Origin of the sequence: Spirillospora sp. NPDC049024 (assembly GCF_040649235.1) — a bacterium.
Lineage (GTDB): Bacteria > Actinomycetota > Actinomycetes > Streptosporangiales > Streptosporangiaceae > Spirillospora.
This window is the reverse complement of the sequence record NZ_JBEZFD010000026.1, coordinates 43,806-66,808: the sequence shown is the minus strand read 5'-3', so window position 1 is coordinate 66,808 and position 23,003 is coordinate 43,806. Positions and strand designations below refer to the sequence as shown.

The window sequence follows — 23,003 nt, the reverse complement described above, 5'->3', positions numbered from 1 at the left end:
CTCCCCGGCGCGGCATCAGCGGGGCGCCCGGGGCAGGCCGAGGCCGATCATCGCGATCAGCTCGCGCTGGATCTCGTTGACGCCGCCGCCGAAGGTCAGCACGAGCGCGCCCTTGGCGAGCCGGTCGACGGACGCCGTGAAGTCCGCCGTCTCCGGGTCGCCCGGGTCTCCGTAGCGGGCGAGGACGTCCCCCACGATCCGGCCGACCTCCATCATCCGCTCCGAGGAGTAGATCTTGGTGGCGGACGCGTCGCCCGCGCCGAGCCAGCCGAGGTCCTGGTTCGCCGCGACCTGCCAGTTGAGGAGCTCGTTGGCGCGCAGGTACGCGTAGACCTGCGCGACCGCGCGCCGCACGGCGGGCTCCTCGATCAGCGGGCGGCCGTCGCGTCCGGGGGTGGTGCGGGCCCAGCGCGCGAACCGGACGTGGACGTGCCCGATGTTCCCGGCCGGTCCGAGCGTGACCCGCTCGTGGTTCAGCTGGTTGACGATGAGGTCCCAGCCCTTGTTCTCCTCGCCGATCAGCATGTCGGCCGGGACGCGGACGTCCTGGAAGTACGTCGAGTTCGTGTGGTGCGCGCCGTCCATCGTGATGATCGGCGTCCAGGAGAAGCCGGGGTCCTTGCAGTCCACGATGAGCATCGAGATGCCCTTGTGCTTCTTGGCCTCCGGGTCGGTGCGGGCCGCGAGCCACACGTAGTCGGCGTGGTGGGCGCCGGAGGTGAAGATCTTCTGGCCGTTGACGACGTAGTGGTCGCCGTCCCGGACCGCGGTGGTGCGCAGCGCCGCGAGGTCGGTGCCGGCGCCCGGCTCGCTGTAGCCGATCGCGAAGTGGCACTCGCCCGCGAGGATGCGCGGGATGAAGTACTCCTTGTGCGCGTCCGACCCGTACTGCAGGATCGTCGGCGCCACCGAGTTCAGCGTGATCAGCGGGTAGGTGACCTCGGCGCGGGCGATCTCGGTGGCGAAGATCGTCTGCTCGACCGGCCCGTAGCCGCGGCCGCCGTACTCCTTCGGGAGCGCGACGCCGAGCATGCCGTCGCGGCCGAGGCGCCGGCAGTGCTCCAGGTAGGGCGGGCCGAACGGGTCGGCGCGGATCGCGGCCCGCTGCTCCGGCGTCAGGCAGTTCTCGAAGTACTCGCGCAGCTCGGCGCGCAGCCGCTTCTGCTCGTCGGTCAGGTCGATGAACATTCAGGCCTCCTGAGCGATGAGGGCGCCGAGCGCGTCGAGCCGGTCCTCGCCGCCGCCGAGCAGATGCCCGCAGTGCTTGCCCCAGGCGAAGTACCGGTGCAGCGGGTAGGTGATGTCCAGGCCGATGCCGCCGTGCAGGTGCTGGCAGGTGTAGAGCGCCTTCACCACCGGGTCGCACGCGTTGTAGGCCGCGATGGTGAGGACCTCCTCGGCGTCGTCCGCGCCCTGCGCGAGGCGCCACACGCCCGCCCACACGGCCACGTCCAGCGCCCGCTTGGCGATGTAGACGTCCGCGATCTGCATCGTGACCGCCTGGAACTGCGCGAGCGCCCGGCCGAACTGCTCGCGCGTCTTGGTGTACTCCTTGGTCAGCTCCAGCGCGCCGTCGATGACGCCGGACGCGACGGCGACCGCGCCCGCGACGGCCGAGCGGCGCAGGGTGTCCCAGGCGGCGCCGTCCGCCGTCCCGCCGAGCAGGGTGTCCGCGCCGACCCGGACCCCGTCCAGGGCGATCCGCGACAGCGGCTCGCTCGTCGCCGACGGCTGCTCGGTGATCGACACGGCGGCGGGCTCCACGAGGAACACCCCGATGCCGCCGCCCTCGACGCGGGCCGGGACCAGGATGCGGGACGCCTCCCGCGCGTACGGAACGAACGTCTTCACGCCGTCGAGCACGTAGCCGCCGCCGTCCTCCCGGGCCGTCGTGGCGACCTCCCCGACCGGGCCGACCTCGCGGTACGCGCCCGTCAGCACCGCCGCGCCCTCGGTGAGCGGGGCGAGCAGGGCGCGCTGCTCCGCCGTGCCGTGCACCCCGATCGGGACGGCCGCCAGCGCGAGCGAGGCGTACGCCGGGACGGGCGCCACGCGGGCGCCGACCTCCCGCAGGACGACCGCCAGCTCGACCTGCCCCAACCCGGCGCCGCCGGCCTCCTCGGGCAGGACGATGCCGAGCAGCCCCGCCTGCGCGAGCGCCTTCCACGTCACGTCGTCATAGGGCGCCCCGCTCTTCTCGAACGCCTCCAGACGCTCCTGCGCGGCCTCCCGCGCGAGCACGTCCGCCGCGAGGCCCTTGATCTCTTGCTGGGTCTCGTCGAGGTTGAAGTCCACTCATCCGCTCCCTTCCAGCAGGTGCAGCCGGCCGCGGCGCTCGAACTCGGCCCGCAGCGCCGCCGCGTCCGAAGCGGTCAGCGGGCGGTAGTCGAGGTCGCGGCCGGGCCGCCACCACACCGGGTCGTCGGTGCGCCAGGCGTCCCGGGCCAGCCGGCGCTTGAGGATCTTGTTGGACGCGGTCGCGGGCAGCTCCCGCGCCACCCGGACGTAGCGCGGGATCCATTTCGGGCTCAGGTCGGCGCGCCCGCGCACGTAGTCCGCGAACGCGCCGGGGTCGAAGGCGTCGGCGGCGACGGCGAGCATCACCTGGTCGCCGGACGCCGCGTCCGGTACCCCGTACACCGCCAGCTGCCGGACGCCGGGCAGCTCCGCCAGGACGCGCTCCACCTGGACGGCGCCGAAGTTCTCGCCGTCCACGCGGAGCCGGTCGCCGGTGCGCCCGGCGAAGAAGACGTAGCCGTCCGCGTCGGCGTAGGCGAGGTCGCCGCTCCAGAACATGCCGTCGCGGAGCCGGTCGGGGGCGTCCTCCTTGTAGTACCCGTCGAACAGGCCGAGGTCGCCGGTGTTGACCAGCTCCCCCACGGCCTCGTCGCCGTTCAGCAGGCGCCCGGCCTCGTCGAACACCCCGGGCGGGCACGTCCGCCCGGTCGCCGGGTCGAGGATCGCGACGCCTTCGCCCAGCTTCCCGAGTGCGCCCTGCGGGCCGAGCGGGTCGGGCGACAGCGCGATCGCGGTCTCCGTCGAGCCGTAGCCGTCGATCACGAAACAGCCGAAACGCTCACCGAAGGTCTTCTGCTCCACCGGCGCCGCCTCGTTCCCGAAGGCGAATTGCACCGGGTTGTCGGCGTCGTCGTCTTTGGCGGGCGTGGCCAGCACGTACGACAGGGCCTTGCCGACGTAGTGCAGGTAGGTGCAGCCGTGGGCGCGCACGTCCGGCAGGACGGCCGACGCGGAGAACCGGGCGCGCAGCACCAGTTCGGCGCCTGCGGCCAGCGCGGGCGCGTACGCCGCCATGACCGCGCCCGAGTGGAACAGCGGCATCGGGCAGTAGACGACCGAGTCCGGGGACAGCATGCGCTCGGCGAGCATCTCACCCGGCACGACCACCTTCCGGTGGGTGACGCGGACGGCGCGCGGGCGCCCCGACGTCCCGGAGGTGAAGATCAGCATGAGCAGGGTGCCGGGCCCGATCCCCGACGCGTCGGGCGGCGGGGAGCCCGCGAACGCCGCGACCAGTCCGGCGAGAGCGTCCACGTCCATGACGGGGAGCCCGAGCGCGGCGGCCTTCTCGGAGTACCGGGGCTGTGTGACGACGAGGTCGCAGTCGGCGCGCTCGGCGTCGCCCGCCAGTTCGGCGGCGCTCCGCGTCGGGTTCAGCGCCACCACCACCGCGCCGGACAGCGCCGCGCCGCCGAGGAGGAACACCACCTCGGGATGGTTGTCGAGGAGCACACCGACATGGACCGGACGTTCGGGACGCGCCTGGCCGCTCAGCCAGGCGGCGCGGGCCGCGCACTCCTCGACGACCTCCCGCCACGTCCAGGTACGGCCGTCGTCGGCGGAGCGCAGCCCGGGGCGGTCGTCGTCCGCCCGCGCCTCCAGCAGCGCCGCGACGCTCACCGGCCCACCTCCCTGGTCCGTCCCACGGCGAAAAAGTAGAACAGATTCTACTAAGTGTCCAGAGGGCCGATCTCCCTCGCCCGCAACCCGGTTCCCCTGGGTGTCATGGGCGACCGGCCGGGTATGGGCGGCCGAGACGAGATCGCGATGGGCCGATCAGATAACAGGTTCTCGCAAGAGCGGTACGCTTGGGGGGACCGTCGGGCGGCCGAGCCCGCACAGAAGGGAAGGCGACCGTGACCGCAGAGCCGACAGTGGCCGGGGACCAGACCCGGGGTCAGCCGGGCGGCCAGGGCGTGCGCTCCCGCAGCCAGCACCAGCGGCGCAAGCGTATCGTCCAGGCGGCCGCGGCGCTCGCCTCGCGCGGCGGCATCGAGGCGATGCAGATGCGCACCGTCTCCGAGCGCGCCGGCGTCGCCCTCGGCACCCTCTACCGCTACTTCCCGTCCAAGATGGACCTGGTCGTCGCCGTCGTCAGCGAGGAGATCGACCTCCTCGAAGGCAGCATCGAGCGCCGCCCGCCCCGCGCGGGCGCCGCCCCCGACCGCGCCGTCGAGGTGCTGATGCGCGCCACCCGCGGCCTGATGCGCGAGCCGGAGCTGGCCGAGGCGCTGATCCGCTCCCTCCTGCTGTCCGACGTCAAGACCGACTTCGGCGACCGCATGAGCGAGCTGCTGCTGCGCGCCGCGTCCGGCCCGCCGGAGGACATCCCCGCCGAGGACCCCCGCCGCCTCGCGGCCCGCGCCCTGTCCGGCATCTGGACCATGGAGATGATCGAGATGCTGCGCGGCAACGCCACCGCCGAGGAGATCCAGGCCCGCCTGGAGATCACCGCCTCCCGCCTCCTCATCGACTGACCGCGCCCGCCCCGAGCCGGACGCGAACGGAGAGTCACCTCCCCAACGCATTCCCACGTGGCGCCCATGCCTTCCCCATTAGCCTTGGATCCGACAGGACCCAGGACGAGCAAGGGGTGCCAGTGACCGAGCAGGAACCGATCCTCAGCGACGGGGTCATCATCGAGTTCATCGATGGCAAGGACGTCCCCGTCCAGCACAAGGACTTCGGTGAGCGGGCCGTCGTCATGCGCGACGCCAAGAACCCCGAGGGCCCGATCCTCTACTTCACCGAGGCCGAGTGGGACGCCTTCATCGCCGGCGTCAAGGACGGCGAGTTCGACGACCTCCTGGAAGACCCCACCGAAGCCTCCTGAACAAGAAACGCCCCCCGGCGACCACCGGGGGGCGTTCTCATTGACCGCGAGGCCGCCTCAGTCGAACAGACGGTCGGCGCTCTCGGCCGTGGCGGCGCGGACCAGCCACCGATCCAACTGCTCCTGATCAGTGCAGGCCAGGATCTGCTCCCGAACCTCGTCCGACACCGACAGCCCCCGCGCGTCGAGGACCATCAGCAACGACTTGGCCTCGCCTTCGGCGTACGCACGCCGGAACGGCTCGCTCTTGTACTTGTATCCGGCGACTCCGGTGTTCACGTACTCCTCCAAGATCTTCTGGGCGGCTTTCGAGAGCACGTCTGTTACCAGGTCAGTGTACAGACGACCCTTTTCCTCATCCTCGTTCGAGATGGTGGCGAGGGCTGCGTGTGTGATCTCCAGGGACTCCCTGTCGGACGGGATGATGTTGGCCAGTGCGGCCAAGATGGTCATCTCAGGCATTTGCGCGGCCTGGTCGGGGGTGGTGACGAGAGACCCCAGGCCGGGGCCGATCACGTACGGGGTGAGGTCAAAGCCCGGGTGGCCGATCTGGATCGACTCCCGCGCCCATTCCGCCACCGATCGGCTGGGGCAGATGACGAGGAGATAGCACGGACACATGAGCTTGGCATGCAGGGAGGTCAGGTAGAGCGGCCAACTGCCCTGCTTGTCGGGATCTTTGGCGAGCTGGGTCTCGGCGACGACGCCGATGGTGGGCTTGGTCGACCCGCCTTCGCATATCTCCACGACGTTGTCGGCGACGTAGGCGGCGGGGGTCAGCTGGGTACAGGCCTCGCTCGTCGACCGGATGGTGGACGCGTCCGAAACCTCGATTCCGAAGGCGATTTTGAGTAATTGGGCCACGACTTCCGGGTTGTCCCGGATGATCTGGATGGGCCCTTCATGTTTGGTGGTGACCATGTGCGGAAAGTTACTTGACCGACACTGTTAGATATCGTGACTATCCAATAACTCTAAGTGTGGCGTGCATCACAGTGCATTATTGGCGAGTTTGGGTGCTCCAGGCGGTTATCAGGGCCTGTTCCGCTTTGGGGGTTAGGGCGCCCCAGAGGCGTAGGCGGGCTATGCCTCCGTCGGGGTAGATGTCCAGGCGGACCTTTGTCACCTCTTCCGTTTTCAGGCGGAAACGGTGGCGGGTGTCGGGTTGTAGGCGGGTGCGCGGGAGGATGGTGGTTTGTTCGCCGGTGTTTGTGGTGGCCGTCAATTGGGCCTCGGCGGGGGCGTTGAATTTGAGGTTCGTTGTGTCGATCTCCGCTAGTTCGATCGTGCCGGGGGCGGCGAGGGCTATCTCGGCCCAGTCGTTGCCGTCGTCGCGGCGGCGGGACGTCTCCCAGCCTTCGGCCTGGGTGCGGGCGAGGCCGGGGAACAGCATGTTGTCGGGGGACGAGTAGAAGCGGTCGGAGCAGTCGAGGACGCGGGCGCCGTTCTCCAGGGCGGCCAGGTCCACCGTCAGGCCGGTCAGGAAGGCGGGATCGGGGACGACCCTGCCGTGGACGCGGAGCCGCGCGATGCCGCCGTCCGGGAACATGTTGAGGCGGACGTGGGTGAAGACGCGGTCCGGCTCGGTGGTCGGGAAGGCGTGCTCGGTGTCGCCCTTGAGGGGTGTTCTCGGGACGATCTCCACCCAGTCGGCGGCTTCGAGTTCCGACGGGCTGGGGTAGGCGTCGGCGAAGCAGGCCTCCACTGAGGCGTGCGGGGGGTAGTTGCCCTTGAACCACGCCGTGTCGATGACCACGCCCTGGATCTGGCCCGGGAGGCCCAGGCGGATCAGGGCCCAGTCGTGGCCGGGGGTTCGGCGGCGGGCGGTCTCCCAGCCGTCGTAGAGCTGGCCCTTCGGGCCGAAGGTCTCCGGCCGGAAGGCGGGCTTCCACGGGTTGAGCAGGTTCTCCTTCTCGGCGAAGGACTCGTCGCTCGCGGCGATGACCGATCCGCCGAGCGTGCGGACGGCGAGGTCCGGCAGGGAGGTGAAGTCGGTCACCGGGGCTCCGATCGGGTGAGCAGGCGTCCGGTGGGGGTGTCGGCGACGCGTACGCCCCGCAGCCACGTGGCCTGGACGACTCCCGTCAGCGCCCTGCCCTCGTAGGGGGTGACGGGGTGGCGGTGGTGAAGGGACGCGGGGTCGACGGTGAACGTCTTCTCGGGAGCGAAGGCGACGAGGTCGGCGTCGTTTCCGGGGACGATGCCGCCCTTGCCGGGGACGGCGGCGAGCGCGGCGGGCGCCTGCGACATCCAGCGGACGACCGAGGCCAGGTCGTGGCCGCGGGCGCGGGCGGCCGTCCAGACGGCGGGCAGTCCGAGCTGCAGGGACGAGATGCCGCCCCATGCGGTCGCGAAGTCGCCGCGTTTCAGGTCGGGTGTGCAGGGCGAGTGGTCGGTGACGACGCAGGAGATCACGCCGGAGGCGAGCCCCTGCCAGAGCCGGTCGCGGTTGGCCGCGTCGCGGATGGGCGGGCAGCATTTGAACGCGGCGGTCCCGGCGTCGCCGTCGCAGAGGGTCAGGTAGTGCGGGCAGGTCTCGGCGGTCACCGGCAGGCCGCCGGCCTGGGCCTTCGCGAGGACGTCCAGGCAGTCGGCCGCGGAGAGGTGCAGGATGTGGGCGCGCACCCCGGTCTCCTCCGCCAGCCGGACGACCCGCTCGACGGCCCGGCGCTCGGCGGACGGCGGGCGCGAGGCCAGGAACGCGGCGTAGTCGCCGCCGGAGGGCGGGGCCAGGGACGCCGGGTCCTCGGCGTGCACGATGACCAGGCCGCCGAACGAGGCGATCTCGCGGAACGCCGTCCTCATCTCGTCGGGCGCGAGGGGCGGGAACTCCGGCACGCCCGAGTCGGAGGTGAAGCACTTGAACCCGAAGACGCCGAGGTCGTGCAGCGGGCGGAGCGAGGGCGCGTTGCCGGGGACCGCGCCGCCCCAGAAGCCGACGTCCACGGCGCACGCGCCCTCGGCGGCGGCGCGCTTGGCCGCGAGCGCGGCCGGGTCGACGGTCGGGGGCAGCGAGTTGAGCGGCATGTCGATGAGCGTGGTCACGCCGCCCGCCGCCGCGGCGCGGGTCGCGGTGGCGAAGCCCTCCCATTCGGTGCGGCCCGGCTCGTTGATGTGGACGTGGGTGTCGACGAGTCCGGGCAGCAGCGCGACGTCGCCGAGGTCCACCGAGGCGGGGGTCTCGTAGGGCAGGACCGCGGCGATGCGGCCGTCGTGGACCGAGACGGCCGCCGGCCGCTCGCCCTCGGGCAGGACGGTCCGGCGGGAACGGATCACGAGGTCGGCCGGTGTCATGGGCCGGCCACGATGTGCTCCGGGCGGACGGGGACGCGGGTCAGCGCCCGGCCCGTCGCGTCCCGGATCGCCGCGACGACGGCGGGCGTGGACGACAGCGTCGGCGGCTCCCCCGCGCCGCGCAGCCCGTAGGGGGCCTCCGGGTCGGGGTTCTCCAGGATCTCCAGCCGCATGGGCGGCATGTCGAGGATGGTGGGGATCAGGTAGTCGGTGAAGGACGGGTTGCGGACGAGGCCGCCGGTCACGACGATCTCCTCCATCAGGGCGAGGCCGAGGCCCTGCGCGGTGCCGCCGTGGATCTGGCCCTCCACCCCGGTCCGGTTGATGATCTTGCCGACGTCCTGGACGGCGGCCAGCTCGACGACCTTGACCAGCCCGAGGTCCACGTCCACGTCCACGACGGCCCGGTGCACGCAGAGCGCGAGCTGGGTGTGGGTGCGCCCCTGCCCGGTGACGGGGTCCATCGGGGTCGTGCGCCGGTGGTGGTACTCGCGGGTCTCCTCGATGGCGGCGTCCCCGAGGACGTCCTCGATCGTGCCGAGCGCCCCGTCCGCCCGCGACATGATCTTCCCGCCGGCCAGGGCCAGGTCGGTGCGGCCGAAGCGGCGCGCGGCGCGCGCGAGCAGCTCGGCGCGGACCGCTTCGCAGGCCGTCTTGACCGCCCCGCCCGTCATGTACGACTGGCGGGACGCGCTGGAGGACCCGGCGTCGCCGACCCGGTTGTCCGCCGGGGCGATCGTGACCCGCTGGACGCCGAGCTCCGTCCGCGCGATCTGCTCCTGGACGGTGACGAGGCCCTGCCCGACCTCGGCGGCCGCGGTGTGCACGAGCGCGGTCGCCTCCCCGCCGATGACCTCCAGCCGGACGCGGGCCGTGGACAGGTCGTCGAAGCCCTCGGAGAAGCAGATGTTCTTGAGCCCGACGCCGTAGCCGACGCCCCGCACGACGCCCTCGCCGTGGGTCGTCTGGGAGACCCCTCCCGGCAGGTTGCGCAGGTCGGACCGGTCGGGTCCGGGAGGCATCGGCATGGCCTCCAGCCGGGTGAGCATCTCCGCGAGCGGCGCGGGCGACTCGATGACCTGCCCGGTCGCGAGCCTCGACCCCTGCGAGACGGCGTTGCGGCGGCGGATCTCCAGCGGGTCGAGGCCGCAGGCGGCGCCGAGCCTGTCCATCATCGACTCGTAGGCGAAGCACGCCTGGACGGCGCCGAACCCGCGCATCGCGCCGCACGGCGGGTTGTTGGTGTAGACGCCGTAGCCGTCGATCCGGATGTTGGGGATCTCGTAGGGCCCGACGCCCAGCGAGGCGGCGTTCCCGACGACGTTCATCGTGGACGAGGTGTACGCGCCGCCGTCCAGGACGATCTCGACGTCCGCGTAGAGGAGCCTGCCGTCGCGCGTGGCGCCGAACTCGTACCGCATCTGCGCGGGATGCCGGTGGACGTGCCCGAAGAACGACTCGTACCGGTTGTAGGACATCTTGACGGGCCTGCCGGTGTGCAGCGCCAGCATCGCCGCGTGGATCTGCATCGACAGGTCCTCGCGCCCGCCGAACGCGCCGCCGACGCCGGCGAGCGTCATGTGGATCTGGTCCTCGCGCAGCGCGAGGCAGGGCGCGATCTGCTTGAGGTCGTTGTGGATCCACTGGGTGGAGACGTGCAGGTCGACGCCGCCGTCCTCGGCCGGGATCGCGAGGCCCGACTCCGGCCCGAGGAACGCCTGGTCCTGGATGCCGACCTCGTACTCGCCCGACACCACGACCGCCGCCTCGGCCTTTGCGGCGTCCACGTCCCCGACCCGGACCGGCTGGTGGCGGGTGATGCCGCCGCGGTCCTGGACCTTCAGGCCCTCCGGGTCGGCGATGACGGCGCGCGGGTCGGTGATCGGCTCCAGCACCTCGTAGTCGACGGCGATCCGGTCCATCGCGCGCCGCGCCGTCTCGGGGTGGTCGGCGGCGACCAGCGCGACCGGCTCGCCCTGGTGCCGGACCTGGTCGATCGCGAGGACGGGCTGGTCGTCGGTGTGGTCGATGCCGAACGTCTTGCGGCCGGGCACGTCCTCATGGGTGAGGACGGCGCGGACGCCGGGCATCGCGAGCGCGGGCCCGATGTCGAGCGACCGGATCCGGGCCCGGGGGTGCGGGCTGCGCAGCGTCGCGCCCCACAGCATCCCCTCCATCCACAGGTCGGACGCGTAGGCGAACTCTCCGGCGACCTTGAGGGTGCCGTCGGGGCGCAGCGGGCTCTCCCCGACCCCGCCGGTTCCCGTAGCGGCCGCGGGGACCGGACTCTTGACCGGGGACGTCATTCAGAGCACCTCCTCCGCGAGCCGCATCAGGCGGCGGTGCGCGTCCGCGCCGCGCCGCCCGGCCTCGTCCTGCGGGACGGTGACGAGCGCGTCGCCGGCCACGACGGTGCGCCCGCCGACGAGCAGGCGCTCCAGCGGCGGGACCGGCCCGAACGCCAGCGCGACGACGGGGTCGTCGACCGCCGCCTGGAAGCCGTCGACCCGCCACAGCGCGACGTCGGCGAGCATGCCCGGCGCGAGGGAGCCGATCTCGTCCTCGCGGCCGAGGCAGCGGGCGCCGCCGAGGGTCGCGATCTCCAGGGCCTGCCGGGCGGACAGCGCGGTCGGCCCGTACCGGGCGCGCTGCATGTAGATCGCCTGCCGGAGCTCCCCGGCCAGCGGGACGAGCTCCGCCGACGCCGCCCCGTCCACGCCGAGCCCGACCGCCGCGCCCGCCTCCAGCAGGTGCGACACGCGGGCGATCCCGGCGCCGAGGCGGGCGTTGGAGCTCGGGCAGTGCGCGGTGCCGGTGCGGGTGTCGGCGAGCCGCTTGACGTCGGTGTCGTGCAGGTGGACGCAGTGGGCGAGCCACACGTCGGGGCCCAGCCAGCCGATCGAGTCCATGTACTCGGTCGGCGTCATGCCGAACTGCTCCCGGGTGTGCTCCTCCTCGTCGAGCGTCTCGGCGAGGTGGGTGTGCAGCCGCACGCCCTTGTCGCGCGCCAGGCGGGCCGAGTCGACCAGCAGGTCCCGCGTGACGGAGAACGGCGAGCAGGGCGCGACGGCGACGCGCAGCATGGAGCCGGGCGAGGGGTCGTGGTAGCGGTCGATCGCGGCCTCGGTCTCGGCGAGGATCGTGTCGAGGTCCTCGACGACCTCGTCCGGGGGCAGCCCGCCCTGCGACTCGCCCCGGTCCATCGACCCCCGGGCCGGGTGGAACCGCAGGCCGACCTCCCGGGCGGCCTCGATCTCGGCCGCGAACAGGTCACCGCGCCCCTTGGGGAACAGGTAGTGGTGGTCGGTGGACGTCGTGCAGCCCGACTTGGCCAGCCACGCGAGCCCGGCGGTGGCGGCGCCGGCGACGACCTCGGCGTCCATCTTCGACCACGGCTTGTAGAGGGTCGTCAGCCACTCGAACAGGGTGCCGTCGACGGCCATGCCCTGGCTGGCCCACTGGTAGAGGTGGTGGTGGGAGTTGACCAGGCCGGGGGTGGCGAGGCAGCCCGCCCCGTCGATCCGCTCGGTCTCGCCCGCGCCCGTCTCCGGGGCGGGGCCTGGGCCCACGGCGGTGATCCGGTCGCCGTCGATGACGATGTGGCCGCCCGGGTACTCGTCCCCGGACACGGTGGCGACGTGGGCGTTCTCGATGACGACGCGTCTCATCGGGCACCCGCCCTGCGCTCGGCCGCGAGGCGCACCGCGTCGAGGACCTTCTCGTAGCCGGTGCAGCGGCACAGGTTCCCCGCCAGCGCCTCGCGGATCTCCGCGTCCGACGGCGCCGGGTTCCGCTCGACGAGGTCGTGCGTCTGGACGATCAGGCCGGGCGTGCAGAACCCGCACTGGACGGCGCCCGCCTCGACGAACGCCTCCTGGACGGGGTCGAGCCGCTCCTCGCCCGGCGGCCCCTGCGCCAGCCCCTCCACGGTGACGACCTCGCGGCCCTCGGCCTGGCCCGCCGCGACCAGGCAGGCGCACACCGGCACGCCGTCCAGGTAGACGGTGCACGAGCCGCATTCGCCCTGCTCGCAGGCGTTCTTGGAGCCGGGCAGGCCCATCCGCTCGCGGAGCATGTAGAGCAGACTCTCGCCCTCCCAGACGTCGTCCACGGCCTCGGCCGAGCCGTTGACGGTCAGGTTCACGCGCATCACGATGCCGCCTTTCCCGCGGTCCCCGTCCGGTAGTCGTCCCACGCCCAGGTGAGCGTCCGGCGCGCCAGCACCGCCAGGGCGTGCCTGCGGTAGTCGCCGGTCCCGCGGACGTCGTCGATCGGCGACGCCGCGTCCCGCACCAGCTCGCCGAACCGCCGCGCGGCCGACTCGGCCAGCGGGCCCCGCCCGTCCCAGTCCAGTTCGGCGGAGATGAACGCCTCGGCCTCCGCGGCACGGCGCGGTGTGGGGGCGGCCGAGCCGAGGCCCGTCCCGGCGCGGCGCTCCGCGGGGTGCAGCGCGATCGCGAACGAGCAGACCGCGATCACCATCGCGTTCCGGGTGCCGATCTTGGAGAAGTACTGCGGGCCGGACGCGGGCGGCGTCCAGAACGCGCGGATCAGCTCGTCCGGCGCGAGCGCGTTGCGCTTCACGCCGGTGAAGAACTCCGCGACCGGGATCATCCGGACGCCGCGCTCGGCCGACTCGGCCTCGACGACCGCGTCCCCGGCCAGCAGCGGCGGGTGGCCGTCCCCGGCGGGCGACGCCGCGCCGAGGTTGCCCCCGACGGTGCCGCGGTTGCGGATCTGCGGCGACCCGACCGTCCGGGACGCCTGGGCGAGGCCGGGCAGCCGCCCGCCCAGCTCGGTGATCAGCCGCGCGTAGGGGACGCCGGCGCCGACGCGGAGCCGGCCGTCCGCCTCGTCCCATTCGGCGAGGTCGCGGATCCGGGTCAGGTCGAGCAGCGCCTCGGGCCGCCGCGCGTCGAAGTTGATCTCGACCATCACGTCGGTGCCGCCCTGGACGGGCAGCGCGCCCGGCCGCGCGGCCTTGGCGGCGAGCGCGTCCTCCCAGGTCACCGGTCGCAGGAAGTCCATATCTCAGTATTCCTCCATGGGCGGGACCCCTTCGCGGGACCTCACTCGAAGGCCGCCGGGGCGTCCGGCGCGTCGTCGGTGAGCACCGTGCCCTCGATGAGCCCGTACGGGCGGTCCGCCGCGAAGTAGACCTCGTTGTCGTTGTCCATGCCGAACGGCTCCAGATCGACCAGGAAGTGGTGCTTGTTCGGAAGCGCCAGCCTGACCTCGCAGATCTCCGGGCGCTCGGCCAGGACGCGGCGCCCCATCTGGTAGAGCGTCTGCTGGAGCGACAGGCTGTGCGTCTCGGCGAACGCGCGCAGGAGGCCGTCGCGGGCGGCGGCGTAGGACTCGTCCCAGGCGCCGGTCGTGCTCCGGTGCCGCCACCGGGCGGTCACCGCCGTGGCGAGGATCCGGTCGTCGGTGGGTTCGAGCGTCGTGTACTCGTCCCGGGCGAAGCCGTGGAACTCGCTGCCGGTGGAGTTGAGGACGACCAGGTCGGTGAGGCCGGAGACGACCGACTCGCCCGCGTCGCCGCAGTGGACCAGCGCCGTGCGCACCTCGCCGCCGTCCCGGACGAACGAGTGCCCGCCGGTGATGCGCCGCCAGCCGTACTCGCGGATCTCCACCCGGGCATGGGTGATCGCCGGCTGGGAGCCGGTGAAGTGCCGCGCGAGCAGCAGCCCGAAGTCCTCGATCGCGCCGATGCCGTGCTTGCGGGCGAACGCGAACACGGTGTTCTTCTGCGTGTCGGTGGGCAGCACGGCCGCGTTGTCGCCGGTCAGGTGCACCTCGTCCATCGCGCCGGAGAGGGCGACGCTGACGTTCAGGTCCTTGATCCGGTGGGCGCCGCCGTCCCGCGTCACGCGGACGACGCGCGTCTCCGCCTTGCCGTAGCGGTTGGGCCCGAGAACGATCGCCACTAGCTCCCCCGGTAGGTCGAGTACGCGAACGGGCTGATCAGCAGCGGGACGTGGTAGTGCCGGTCCGGGTCGTCGATCGTGAACGCGACCGTCACCTCGGGATAAAAATCCGACAGGCCCTCGGTGGCGAACGTCAGCCGGTGCACCCCCGCGCCGGGCTCGGCGCCCCACTCCCGGACGCGGCCGTCGGCGTCGGTGCGGGCCTCGGCGACCGGCGTCCAGCCGCCGCCCGCGTCGCGCCGGTCCAGCCGGACGGCCACGCCCGCGGCGGGCAGCCCCTTCGCCGCGTCCAGTACGTGCGTGGACAGGCTCACGCGTCCTCCTCCACCAGCCTCGCCAGCCGCAGGTCGACGATCTCCGCCAGCTCGCGGCGGACGACGTCCCGCTCCGCCTCGGGGTCGTTGCCGAGCCGCTCCCGCAGCGCGCCGAGCATCTCCAGGGCGGAGCGCCCGGCCGCGCGGATCAGGAACACGTGGCCGAAGCGCTCCTCGTAGGCCCGGTTTCCCGCGGTGAGGGCGTCCTGAACATCGGCCGCCGCGCCCGCCGCCCCCGCCTGCTCGCCTCTCGACCAGCGGGCCTCCCGCGAGCCGCCGCCCACCCGGTCCCCGATGCGCGGATGGGCCGCGAGCGCCTCCTCGACGTCCGGCCAGTCCAGCTCGTCCAGCGCGCGCCGCGACGCCGCGCGCAGCGCGGCCAGATCGGCATAGGACCGCCCGGCGACCGCGGCGACCCACCGCCGGGACGCGCAGCACGCCGCCAGCTCCTCGGCACTCGGTTCCACCACGCTTGCAGTAGACAAGGTCCCCACGACCCCGGTCGAGAGACAGGACCTCCGAACTAAGCCGCCGGTCGCGGACGGTCTTTTGTAACTTGCTACATATGAGGCTGCGTTCGCTGCTCGCGATGCCCGGGTTGCGGTTGGAGGTCGTTACCGGGGAGGACGGGCTGGACCGGCCGATCCGGTGGGTCGTCACCACCGATCTGCTCGATCCGGGCCGCTACCTGCGCGGGCGCGAGCTCGTGCTCACCGGTCTCGTCTGGCGGACGGGGCCGGCCGACTCCGAGGCGTTCGTCGCGGCCCTCGCCGGGGCGGGGGTCTCCGGGCTGGCCGCATGGGACCTCGCGCTCGGCGCCATCCCGGACGACCTCGTGGAGGCGTGCCGCCGGCACCGGCTCCCGCTGTTCAAGGTCCCGGAGGACGTGGCGTTCGCGACGGTGACCGAGGAGGTCGTGCGGCACCTGTCGAGCGCCCGCGCCGCCGACCTCACCGCGCTGCTCGACCGGCACCGCCGCCTGGTCGAGGGGACGGGGCTCGACGCCGTCCTCGACCTGGTCGGCCACTGCCACGTCCTCGCCCCGACCGGGCGCGTCGTCGCGGGTCCGGCGCCGGCCGGCCCCGCGGCCCTGGCCGCCGCCTTCCTCACCGCGCCCCGGTTCCCGCACCACGTCCCCGCCCAGGACGTGTCGCTGTTCCCCGTGTCCCCCGCCGACACGCCCCGGGTCGCGGACTGGTTCGTGGCGCTGGAGGGCGACTTCGCCGACTGGCCGCCCGAACGCCACACGCTGGCCGGCGAGCTCGCCGCCATCGTCGCCCTCGAACGGGCCCGGCTGCGCGCCGACGACCGCTCGTCCCAGGACATCGTGTCCGCCGCCGTCGCGGGGGGCGCTCTGCCGGAAGGGTTCGGCTCACCGGTCGTGGCCGTCGCCGCGTCCGCGGACGGGTCGCTGCGGCCGGGCGAGCTTCGCACCGTCCTGTCCGAGGTCGTGCCCGCGCCGCGCCCGGTGGTCGGGTTGCTGGACGAGGAGGCCGTCGCGCTCGTGCCGTGCGCCGGGCAGGACGTCGCCGCCGCCGTCCAGGACGCGCTCGGCCCCCTCGCCCCCGGGCTGGCGGGCACCCGCATCGCCGTAGGGGTGAGCGGCGCCGTCGGGGACGGGGGCACCGCCGCGCCGCCGGACCTGCGCGGCGCCATCGAGGAGGCGCGGCACGCCCGCCGCCTGGCGGCCACCCGCCCCTCCCCCGTCTGCGTCGTCCGGCACGACGAGCTCGCCACCCACGTGCTGCTGCTCGCGAGCGTCCCCGACGACGTCCGCCAGATGTTCCGGGTGCGCCTCCTGGACCCCCTGCACTCCTACGACCGGGCCCACGGCGCCGGCCTCGTCCGCACGCTGGAGGTGTTCCTGCGCAACTCCGGTTCGTGGACGCGCTGCGCCGAGGAGCTCCACCTGCACGTCAACTCGGTCCGCTACCGCATCCAGCGCATCCAGGAGCTGACCGGCCGGGACCTGTCCCGGATGGAGGACCGCGTCGACTTCTTCCTCGCCCTCCTCGTGTGATCGAAAACCCACGGCTTCCGCCCCGGACTCTCCACGGAACACTCGTGTTCATGTAATGCTGTGCACGGAGGCGGACTCCTCCGTGACGATCGGTGCGAGAAGGCGAGGAACGGCGTGGAGCCCTTGGGCGCGGACGACCCTCGGCAGGTCGGCCCATTCCGGATCATGGGACGGCTGGGGCGGGGAACCGTGGGAGAGGTCTTCCTGGGCCGCTCCCCCGGCGGCCGGCCGGTCGCGGTCAAGGTCGTGCTCCCCGGACCGGCCGGGGACGAGACGTTCCGCCGCCGCTTCCGCGCGGAGGTGGACGCCGCCCGCCGCGTGCAGGGCCTGCACACGGCGCCCGTGGTGGACGCCGGCCTCGACGCCGCCAGGCCCTGGCTGGCCACCGCCTACGTTCCGGGCCCGTCGCTGCAGGAGGCGGTGTCCGCGCACGGCCCGCTGCCCGCCGGGACGGTCGCCGCCCTCTGCGCCGGGCTCGCCGAGGGGCTGTCGGCCGTGCACCGCGCCGGCCTGGTGCACGGCGACGTCAAGCCGGGCAACGTCCTGCTGGCGTCCGGCGGTCCGCACATCGTCGACTTCGGCATCGCCCGGGCGGTCGAGGACGCCGGAACCCTCGCGTCCGTGCGGATCGGCGACCCCGGATTCACCGCGCCGGAGCAGATCCGCGGCGAGGAGCCCGGTCCCGCCGCCGACGTCTTCTCCCTCGGCTGCGTCCTCGCCTACGCGGCCACCGGCCGCCACCCGTTCGGGGAGGGGACGCCCGACGAGGTCGTCCACCGGATGGCGCACGGCGAACCCGACCTCGCGGGCGTCCTCGAGCCGCTCGCCGGCACGATCCGGGCATGCCTGGCCAAGAACCCCGCCGACCGGCCGGCGCCGGCCGCTCTCCTCCAGACGGGGCCCCCGCCGGGCGCGCCGGACCCGTGGCTCCCGCCCGCCGTCGCCGCCATGGCGGAGCAGCGCGAGCGACCACTCGCCGCGGGCGGCGGGACGCGCCTCTGGCGCCGCCGGGGCCTGCTGGCCGCCGTCGGCGCGGCCGTCGTGGTGGCGGTCGCGGCGGCGACCGCGGTGGTGCTCTCGTCCGGCTCGGGCGACGGCCCGGCCGCGGCCGTGGCGGGCGGAACGAAGAACGGCGCCCGGCTCGACCCGGTGGCGAGCATCGAGACGGGCACGGCGGAGAGCCTCCGGGACGTCGTCTACAGCCCGGACGGCGCCTATCTCGTGGGGGTGTTCAGGAAGGAGAACCTGACGGTGTGGGACGCGAACACCCACGCGAAGGTGACCACCCTGAGCGCCGGTGAGGGCGTGCTTCCGAAGAGCGTCGCCGTCAGCGGGAACGGCCTGGTCGCCATGGGCTACATGGTGCCGATGCAGATGACGTCGCACGGCCTTGAGAGCGGCCACGGCGGGGCCAAGGTATGGGACCTGCGCTCAGGCCGCATCGTCGCCGACGTCACGTTCAAGTCCTCCGACCGCACCGACCTGTTCGTCATGGACGGCCTGGCGTTCAGCCCGGACGGCCGCTACCTGGCGGGCTCCGGGTCGGGCCGGGGAGAGGGCTTCGGCAAGGTGCCCCTGTGGGACGTCAAGGCGGGCAAGCTGCTGCACACCTTCGTCATCGACGGGCCCCGGGCGGGCACGACCGCCGCGGTGCAGAGCGTCGCCTTCAGCCCGGACGGGAAGACTCTCGCTGCCGGGTACGGAGACGGCGACCTCGGCGGCGGCGTCGCCCTCTTCGATGTCGCGTCCCGTTCCCCGGCCGGCACCCTGCCGCTCGCCAAGGCCGACGCCTTCGGGGTCGGCGGTCTCGGCTTCACTCCGGACGGCGGGACCCTCACCGGGACCTTCGGCGGCGTCGGCGTCTGGGACGTCGCGGCCAAGAAGGCGGGCCCCGCCCTCGCGGACGCCGAGTCCGGCTTCCAGTCGATGGCCCTCAGCCCCGACGGCACGACCCTCGCCGCAGGGCGGGGCGCCCGGGAGGGCGGCGGCGGGGTCACGCTGTGGGACATGTCCTCCAAGAAGCGCCTCCTGTCGGTGGACATAGGCCGCGGCGGCGTGGGCGGCGTGGCCTTCGCCCGGGACGGCCGCACGCTCGCCACCGCCACCGACGACGCGCGGTTGAAGGACGTGATCAAGATCTGGAGGCTCCGGCGGTGAAGCCCCTGGGCCCCGGAGACCCGGCGCAGGTCGGCCCCTACCGGCTGCTCGGCCGGCTCGGCCGCGGCGGCATGGGCGAGGTCTTCCTCGGCCGCTCCCCCGGCGGGCGCCTCGTCGCGGTGAAGGTCGTGGCGCCCGAACTCTCGTCCGACACCGACTTCCGTCGCCGGTTCGTCGAGGAGGTGGAGGCCGCGCGCAAGGTCGGCGGCTTCTACACCGCGGAGGTCGTCGACGCCGACCCGGACGCCGAGCGCCCCTGGCTGGTCACCGCCTACATCCCCGGCCCGTCGCTGCAGCAGGCCGTGGCCGCGAACGGGCCGCTGCCGTACCAGGCGGTCCAGGTCCTCGGCTCCGGTCTCGCCGAGGGGCTGCTGGCGGTGCACCGCGCCGGCCTGGTGCACCGCGACCTCAAACCCGGCAACGTCCTGCTCGCCGACGACGGCCCCCGCGTCATCGACTTCGGCATCGCCCGCGCGCTGGACGCCGCGCAGAAGTCCACCGCGGTCATCGGGACGCCCGGGTTCATGTCCCCGGAGCAGGCGCGGGGACGGGCGGCCGGGCCGGAGTCCGACGTCTTCTCGCTCGGCTGCGTGCTCGCGTACGCCGCCACCGGGGAGACCCCCTACGGCAGGGGGCGGCCCGCGGTCGTCGTCTACCGGATCATCCATGAGGAGCCGGACCTGTCCCGGCTGCCCGACCAGCTCCGGCCGTTCGTCGAAGCCTGCCTGGCCAAGGACCCCGACGCCCGGCCGTCGGTCGGCGACGTCCTGGCGCGGTTCGCGCCGTCCGCCGACGAGGGGCACTGGCTGCCGGAGCGGGTCAGCGCGATGATCACCGAGCGCAAGGCCGCGGTGCCGCCGACCGGCGACCAGTGGCCCGGGCCGTGGACCCCCGCTCCGCCGCCTCCGGTCACCGGCCACACGCGTGTCGCGACCCGGCCCGCCGGGCCCCGGACGTCCGCGTGGACGCGTCCCCGGGTCATCCTTCCCGCCGCCGTGGGCACCGTCGTGCTCACCGCCGCCCTCACCTGGGGGGCGATCGCCCTGACCGGCGACAGCGGGCCGGGCGCCCGGGCCGCCGGGGGGACGCCGAAGCCGGGCAGCGCGTCCCAGGACCCCTGCGATGTGATCGACCAGGGCATCATCCGGGACAACCAGCTCATCTCCACCGGCGTGCGGGGCGGCTACGAGAACGCCGCGGAGGACATCCGCACCTGCGAATGGCAGACCGCCCAGTACGGGGCCGACAAGGACTTCCGGCTGACCCTGATGTACTCCCCGAAACCCGTGCGCCTCTTCCGGACCGACGTGACCGACGCCGAGCACGACAAGCTGACCGCACTCCCCGGCATGCGGGCGTACAGCAGCGACGACGAGAGCGCCTGCCAGGTCACGTGGGACAACGATGGATCGTCCACCCAGGTGAGCACGGTCGCCACCGGCCAGTCGAGCGACGCCTCGGGCATGTGCTGGATGGCGGCGGAACTGGCCGAATCGGTGGCCGAGAAGGTGCCGTGACACGGCGCCGCGACACCTCTCGCCGTCAGGCGGTGTGGCGGAGCAGGGCCGGGACGACCGTGTCCCAGGTCCGGCGCGGGAGTTCGTTGCCCGTGCCGGGGAGGACGAGGAGTTCGGCCGACGGGATCTCGGCGGCCAGCGCCCGGCCGTTGCCCAGCGGGAAGAAGGAGTCGTCCTCTCCGTGGACGACGAGGGTCGGGGCCGTGATCTCGGGAAGGCGTTCGCGCCAGCGGTCGCCGCAGTCCAGGGCGGCGAAGACCGTGCCCATCTGGTTCGCCCGGTGCGCCTCGCCGGGGTCGGCTCCGGACGGCACCGTGCGGTCGTAGATGCGCTCGATGTTCGCGCGGGCCTCGGACTCGTCGAAGGACGGGCCCGACACGTGGCGGGCGTTCTCGACCAGGAAGCCGACCACCGACTCCCGGTCCGTCCAGTCGACCTGCGGCGGCTTCATGAAGCGGGCCATCAGCTCCGGGGCGTGCTCGGGCAGGTCGGCGTCGGCCGGTCCGGGGGCGGTGGGCCTGGTCGCGACGAGGGTGAGGGTGCTGACGCGCTTCGGGTGGTCGAGGGCGAGGAGCTGGGCGATCCAGCCGCCGGTGCCGAACCCGGCGACGTGCGCGGCCGGCAGTCCGAAGGCGTCGAGGACGCCGGCGGCGTCGGCGACGAGGTCGCGCAGCGTGTATCCGGGGGCGCCGGGGTCGGCGGACTCGGACCGGCCCGTGTCGCGCAGGTCGTAGCGGACGACGAACCTGCGCAGCGCGGCGAGGCGCCCGCACAGGTCGTCCGGCCACGTGAGCATCGTGTTGCCGATCAGCAGGATCGGCGGGTCGGACGGGTCACCGAACGCCTCCGCGCACAGTTCCACCCCGTTGGCCTTGATGAGCTTCTCCATGACGGGGTGGACCGTGCGCGGAGCCGGAACTCATCGCTTCACGGCGTGTCCGTCTTGGCGACGATCGCCTCCAGCGCCGCGGTGATGTTCGCCTCGGCGGCCGCCTTGTCGACGCCCGCTCCGGAGAGGATCCCCGTGCCGTTCTCGAATTCCAGCAGGGCGAGGAGGATGTGCTCGGTGCCGATGTAGTTGTGGCCGAGCCGCAGGGCCTCGCGGAACGTCAGTTCGAGGGCCTTCTTGGCGTCCTGGTCGAAGGGGATGAGCTCGGGGACCTCCTCGCCGCCCGGGGGCAGCGCAGCGGTCGCGGCCTGCCGGACGGTGTCCAGCAGGACGTCCTGGGCGAGGATCGCCCTGGCGGCGAGCGCCTCCGGCTCGGTGAGCAGGGCGAGGACGAGGTGGGCCGGGGTGATCTCGGCGTGGCCGGCGGCGCGGGCCTCGCTCATGGAGGCCACGACGACCTTGCGGGCGCGCTCGGTGTAGCGGGAGAAGCCCTGCGAGGGATCGAGGTCCGGGTTCTCCCCCTTGGAGACGAAGCGCTTCTGCGCCGCCTGCTTGCTGACGCCCATGCTCTTGCCGATCTCCGTCCAGGACGCGCCGGAGCGGCGGGCCTGGTCCACGAAGTGGCCGATGAGGTGGTCGGCGACCTCGCCGAGGTGCTCGGCGGCGAGGACCGCGCTGGTCAGCTGTTCGAGGGCGTCGGTGTGGGTCTTCTTGATGCCGTTGATCAGGTCGTCGAGGCGGACCTGGACGGGTGGGCGCTGCGGTTCGGTCATGCGTCAACCATAGGTTGACGATCCTGGATCGTCAACCTTGGGTTGACGGTCACCAGTCGGCTGCTCCGGCGAAGGACGTCGGGTCGGGGTCGTAGCCGAGGGACTCCCGCGCGGCGGTGATGTCGAGGGTGCGCTCCAGGGCGAGATGGCTGATGGCGTAGCGGGTGAGCCTCGGCGGTTCGGGACGGCGGGCCAGCAGGAACACCCCCTCGGCGGCGGCGGCGAGCGGGCGGGCGGCGCGGGCCGGGACGTACACGGGGCGCGCCCGGACGCCGCGCTCGCGCAGGATCGCGCGGAACGCGTCGTCGATCGCGACCGGCTCCGCGTCCGCCACGTTGAAGACGCCGGGGGCCACCGGGCCCGTCGCGGCCAGGACGCAGGCCTGGACCAGGTTCCCGATCGACGTCAGGCTGATGCGCTGGCGCCCGGTGCCCACGGCGGGCAGCAGCGGCCCGCGCACCGCCGACAGGACGCGGGGCAGGAGCGTCGTGTCGCCGGGACCGTAGACCGCGTGGGGACGGAGGACGACCGCGCCGCGCTCCATGGCCAGCCGTTCGGCGGCGGCCTTCGAGGCGCCGTAGGCGTTCATGTAGCGGCGCACCGGGGCCTCGTCCTCGCGCGCCATGACGCTCGGACGGAACGGGTCGTACACGCTGGCCGTGCTGACGTGCACGAACCGGGTGCCCAGAAAGCTCGCCAATGCGTTGTGGGTGCCGGTGAGGTTGGCGGCGAAGAGGGAGGCCGCGGGTCCCCAGTCGGTGACGCTCCCCGCGCAGTGGACGACGGCGTCCACGGCGGGGGCGTCCGGCATTGGGCCTCGTGTCAGGTCCCATGAGCGGTAGGCCGCGCCGCCCACATGCTCGGCGGCCACCGCCGGGCGGCGACCGAACGCGAACACGGTGGCGCCCTCGGACGCGAGCGCCCGGCACACCGCGCCGCCGACGAACCCCGAGGCGCCCGTCACCGCGATCCTCACCG

Annotated in this window: 21 protein-coding genes; 5 read left to right on the top strand and 16 right to left on the bottom strand. The window is 73.4% G+C overall.

The genetic code is table 11. From position 1 onward, the window contains the following. Positions 1-15 precede the first annotated feature (15 nt). Genes AB0C21_RS36030 through AB0C21_RS36020 form a run of 3 tightly spaced genes read right to left on the bottom strand, consistent with a single transcriptional unit; the run spans position 16 to position 3,918 of the window. Positions 16-1,188 carry an acyl-CoA dehydrogenase family protein gene (locus AB0C21_RS36030; RefSeq protein ID WP_500210386.1) on the bottom strand — a complete coding sequence of 391 codons (1,173 nt, stop codon included), beginning with the start codon at positions 1,186-1,188 and terminating at the stop codon, positions 16-18. Then, complete coding sequence (locus AB0C21_RS36025) at positions 1,189-2,295, bottom strand: acyl-CoA dehydrogenase family protein (RefSeq protein ID WP_500210384.1); 1,107 nt, start codon at positions 2,293-2,295, stop codon at positions 1,189-1,191. It lies immediately after the preceding gene. After that, a complete protein-coding gene (locus AB0C21_RS36020) occupies positions 2,296-3,918 on the bottom strand; it encodes an AMP-binding protein (RefSeq protein WP_500210382.1) in 1,623 nt (540 codons plus the stop codon). A gap of 236 nt (positions 3,919-4,154) precedes the next feature. Between AB0C21_RS36020 and AB0C21_RS36015 the strand changes: the two genes are divergently transcribed. Together AB0C21_RS36015 and AB0C21_RS36010 are read left to right on the top strand one after the other, a co-directional pair. Next, positions 4,155-4,775, top strand: coding sequence for a TetR family transcriptional regulator (locus tag AB0C21_RS36015; RefSeq protein ID WP_149264123.1), 621 nt, complete (start codon positions 4,155-4,157; stop codon positions 4,773-4,775). 122 nt (positions 4,776-4,897) lie between these two features. Further along, positions 4,898-5,131, top strand: coding sequence for a DUF397 domain-containing protein (locus AB0C21_RS36010; protein ID WP_149264124.1), 234 nt, complete (start codon positions 4,898-4,900; stop codon positions 5,129-5,131). A gap of 57 nt (positions 5,132-5,188) precedes the next feature. On the opposite strand, the gene AB0C21_RS36005 is transcribed toward AB0C21_RS36010, so the two are convergent. From AB0C21_RS36005 to uraD, 10 genes are all read right to left on the bottom strand, one after another. Continuing rightward, a complete protein-coding gene (locus AB0C21_RS36005) occupies positions 5,189-6,052 on the bottom strand; it encodes a hypothetical protein (RefSeq protein ID WP_500210380.1) in 864 nt (287 codons plus the stop codon). Positions 6,053-6,131: 79 nt separating this feature from the next. After that, on the bottom strand, positions 6,132-7,130 hold the full coding sequence (alc, locus tag AB0C21_RS36000) for an allantoicase (RefSeq protein WP_500210378.1): 999 nt from the start codon (positions 7,128-7,130) through the stop codon (positions 6,132-6,134). Beyond that, entirely contained in the window at positions 7,127-8,425 is a 1,299-nt protein-coding gene (gene allB / locus AB0C21_RS35995) for an allantoinase AllB (RefSeq protein ID WP_500210377.1), read from the bottom strand. The genes alc and allB overlap by 4 nt, the downstream gene beginning before the upstream one ends. Further along, on the bottom strand, positions 8,422-10,731 hold the full coding sequence (pucD, locus tag AB0C21_RS35990) for a xanthine dehydrogenase subunit D (RefSeq protein ID WP_500210376.1): 2,310 nt from the start codon (positions 10,729-10,731) through the stop codon (positions 8,422-8,424). Before pucD ends, allB begins: the two co-directional genes overlap by 4 nt. After that, a complete protein-coding gene (locus AB0C21_RS35985) occupies positions 10,732-12,093 on the bottom strand; it encodes an 8-oxoguanine deaminase (RefSeq protein ID WP_500210374.1) in 1,362 nt (453 codons plus the stop codon). It lies immediately after the preceding gene. Continuing rightward, the gene (locus tag AB0C21_RS35980; protein ID WP_500210476.1) at positions 12,090-12,575 is read right to left on the bottom strand and encodes a (2Fe-2S)-binding protein; all 486 of its coding nucleotides are present in this window, start codon (positions 12,573-12,575) and stop codon (positions 12,090-12,092) included. Before AB0C21_RS35980 ends, AB0C21_RS35985 begins: the two co-directional genes overlap by 4 nt. Next, a complete protein-coding gene (locus tag AB0C21_RS35975; protein ID WP_500210373.1) occupies positions 12,575-13,453 on the bottom strand; it encodes an FAD binding domain-containing protein in 879 nt (292 codons plus the stop codon). Before AB0C21_RS35975 ends, AB0C21_RS35980 begins: the two co-directional genes overlap by 1 nt. 41 nt (positions 13,454-13,494) lie before the next feature. Continuing rightward, entirely contained in the window at positions 13,495-14,355 is an 861-nt protein-coding gene (gene pucL, locus AB0C21_RS35970) for a factor-independent urate hydroxylase (protein ID WP_500210372.1), read from the bottom strand. Next, complete coding sequence (uraH, locus tag AB0C21_RS35965) at positions 14,355-14,669, bottom strand: hydroxyisourate hydrolase (RefSeq protein WP_500210371.1); 315 nt, start codon at positions 14,667-14,669, stop codon at positions 14,355-14,357. Before uraH ends, pucL begins: the two co-directional genes overlap by 1 nt. Continuing rightward, entirely contained in the window at positions 14,666-15,139 is a 474-nt protein-coding gene (gene uraD, locus AB0C21_RS35960; RefSeq protein WP_500210370.1) for a 2-oxo-4-hydroxy-4-carboxy-5-ureidoimidazoline decarboxylase, read from the bottom strand. The genes uraH and uraD overlap by 4 nt, the downstream gene beginning before the upstream one ends. Before the next feature lie 95 nt (positions 15,140-15,234). Here uraD and AB0C21_RS35955 point away from each other — a divergent pair, with 95 nt between their 5' ends. The 3 genes from AB0C21_RS35955 (at position 15,235) to AB0C21_RS35945 (ending at position 20,363) form a co-directional block, all read left to right on the top strand. Next, complete coding sequence (locus tag AB0C21_RS35955; RefSeq protein WP_500210369.1) at positions 15,235-16,689, top strand: PucR family transcriptional regulator; 1,455 nt, start codon at positions 15,235-15,237, stop codon at positions 16,687-16,689. A gap of 165 nt (positions 16,690-16,854) precedes the next feature. Then, positions 16,855-18,846: a WD40 repeat domain-containing serine/threonine protein kinase gene (locus AB0C21_RS35950; protein ID WP_500210368.1), complete on the top strand. Its 1,992-nt coding sequence runs from the start codon at positions 16,855-16,857 to the stop codon at positions 18,844-18,846. Continuing rightward, the gene (locus AB0C21_RS35945) at positions 18,843-20,363 is read left to right on the top strand and encodes a serine/threonine-protein kinase (RefSeq protein ID WP_500210366.1); all 1,521 of its coding nucleotides are present in this window, start codon (positions 18,843-18,845) and stop codon (positions 20,361-20,363) included. The genes AB0C21_RS35950 and AB0C21_RS35945 overlap by 4 nt, the downstream gene beginning before the upstream one ends. A 25-nt stretch (positions 20,364-20,388) precedes the next feature. Here AB0C21_RS35945 and AB0C21_RS35940 read toward each other — a convergent pair whose 3' ends face one another. From AB0C21_RS35940 to AB0C21_RS35930, 3 genes are read right to left on the bottom strand one after another with little or no spacing between them, the layout of a single operon-like run. Then, positions 20,389-21,252, bottom strand: a complete 864-nt coding sequence (locus tag AB0C21_RS35940; RefSeq protein WP_500210365.1) for an alpha/beta fold hydrolase — start codon at positions 21,250-21,252, stop codon at positions 20,389-20,391. Between the two features lie 38 nt (positions 21,253-21,290). Beyond that, entirely contained in the window at positions 21,291-22,025 is a 735-nt protein-coding gene (locus AB0C21_RS35935; protein ID WP_500210363.1) for a Clp protease N-terminal domain-containing protein, read from the bottom strand. A 49-nt stretch (positions 22,026-22,074) separates the two neighbouring features. Next, positions 22,075-23,001 (bottom strand): NAD-dependent epimerase/dehydratase family protein, encoded by a 927-nt coding sequence (locus AB0C21_RS35930; RefSeq protein WP_500210362.1) that lies wholly within the window; start codon positions 22,999-23,001, stop codon positions 22,075-22,077. Between the last annotated feature and the right edge of the window lie 2 nt (positions 23,002-23,003).

Excerpts from the sequence above, each read along its gene's own strand:
- pucD (WP_500210376.1), bottom strand. The coding sequence starts at position 10,731 with ATGACGTCCCCGGTCAAGAGTCCGGTCCCCGCGGCCGCTACGGGAACC.
- AB0C21_RS35985 (WP_500210374.1), bottom strand. The coding sequence starts at position 12,093 with ATGAGACGCGTCGTCATCGAGAACGCCCACGTCGCCACCGTGTCCGGG.
- AB0C21_RS35950 (WP_500210368.1), top strand. The coding sequence starts at position 16,855 with ATGGGACGGCTGGGGCGGGGAACCGTGGGAGAGGTCTTCCTGGGCCGC.
- AB0C21_RS35955 (WP_500210369.1), top strand. The coding sequence starts at position 15,235 with ATGAGGCTGCGTTCGCTGCTCGCGATGCCCGGGTTGCGGTTGGAGGTC.
- AB0C21_RS35980 (WP_500210476.1), bottom strand. The coding sequence starts at position 12,575 with ATGCGCGTGAACCTGACCGTCAACGGCTCGGCCGAGGCCGTGGACGAC.
- AB0C21_RS35975 (WP_500210373.1), bottom strand. The coding sequence starts at position 13,453 with ATGGACTTCCTGCGACCGGTGACCTGGGAGGACGCGCTCGCCGCCAAG.
- AB0C21_RS35940 (WP_500210365.1), bottom strand. The coding sequence starts at position 21,252 with ATGGAGAAGCTCATCAAGGCCAACGGGGTGGAACTGTGCGCGGAGGCG.
- AB0C21_RS36005 (WP_500210380.1), bottom strand. The coding sequence starts at position 6,052 with ATGGTCACCACCAAACATGAAGGGCCCATCCAGATCATCCGGGACAAC.
- AB0C21_RS35935 (WP_500210363.1), bottom strand. The coding sequence starts at position 22,025 with ATGACCGAACCGCAGCGCCCACCCGTCCAGGTCCGCCTCGACGACCTG.
- allB (WP_500210377.1), bottom strand. The coding sequence starts at position 8,425 with ATGACACCGGCCGACCTCGTGATCCGTTCCCGCCGGACCGTCCTGCCC.
- AB0C21_RS36030 (WP_500210386.1), bottom strand. The coding sequence starts at position 1,188 with ATGTTCATCGACCTGACCGACGAGCAGAAGCGGCTGCGCGCCGAGCTG.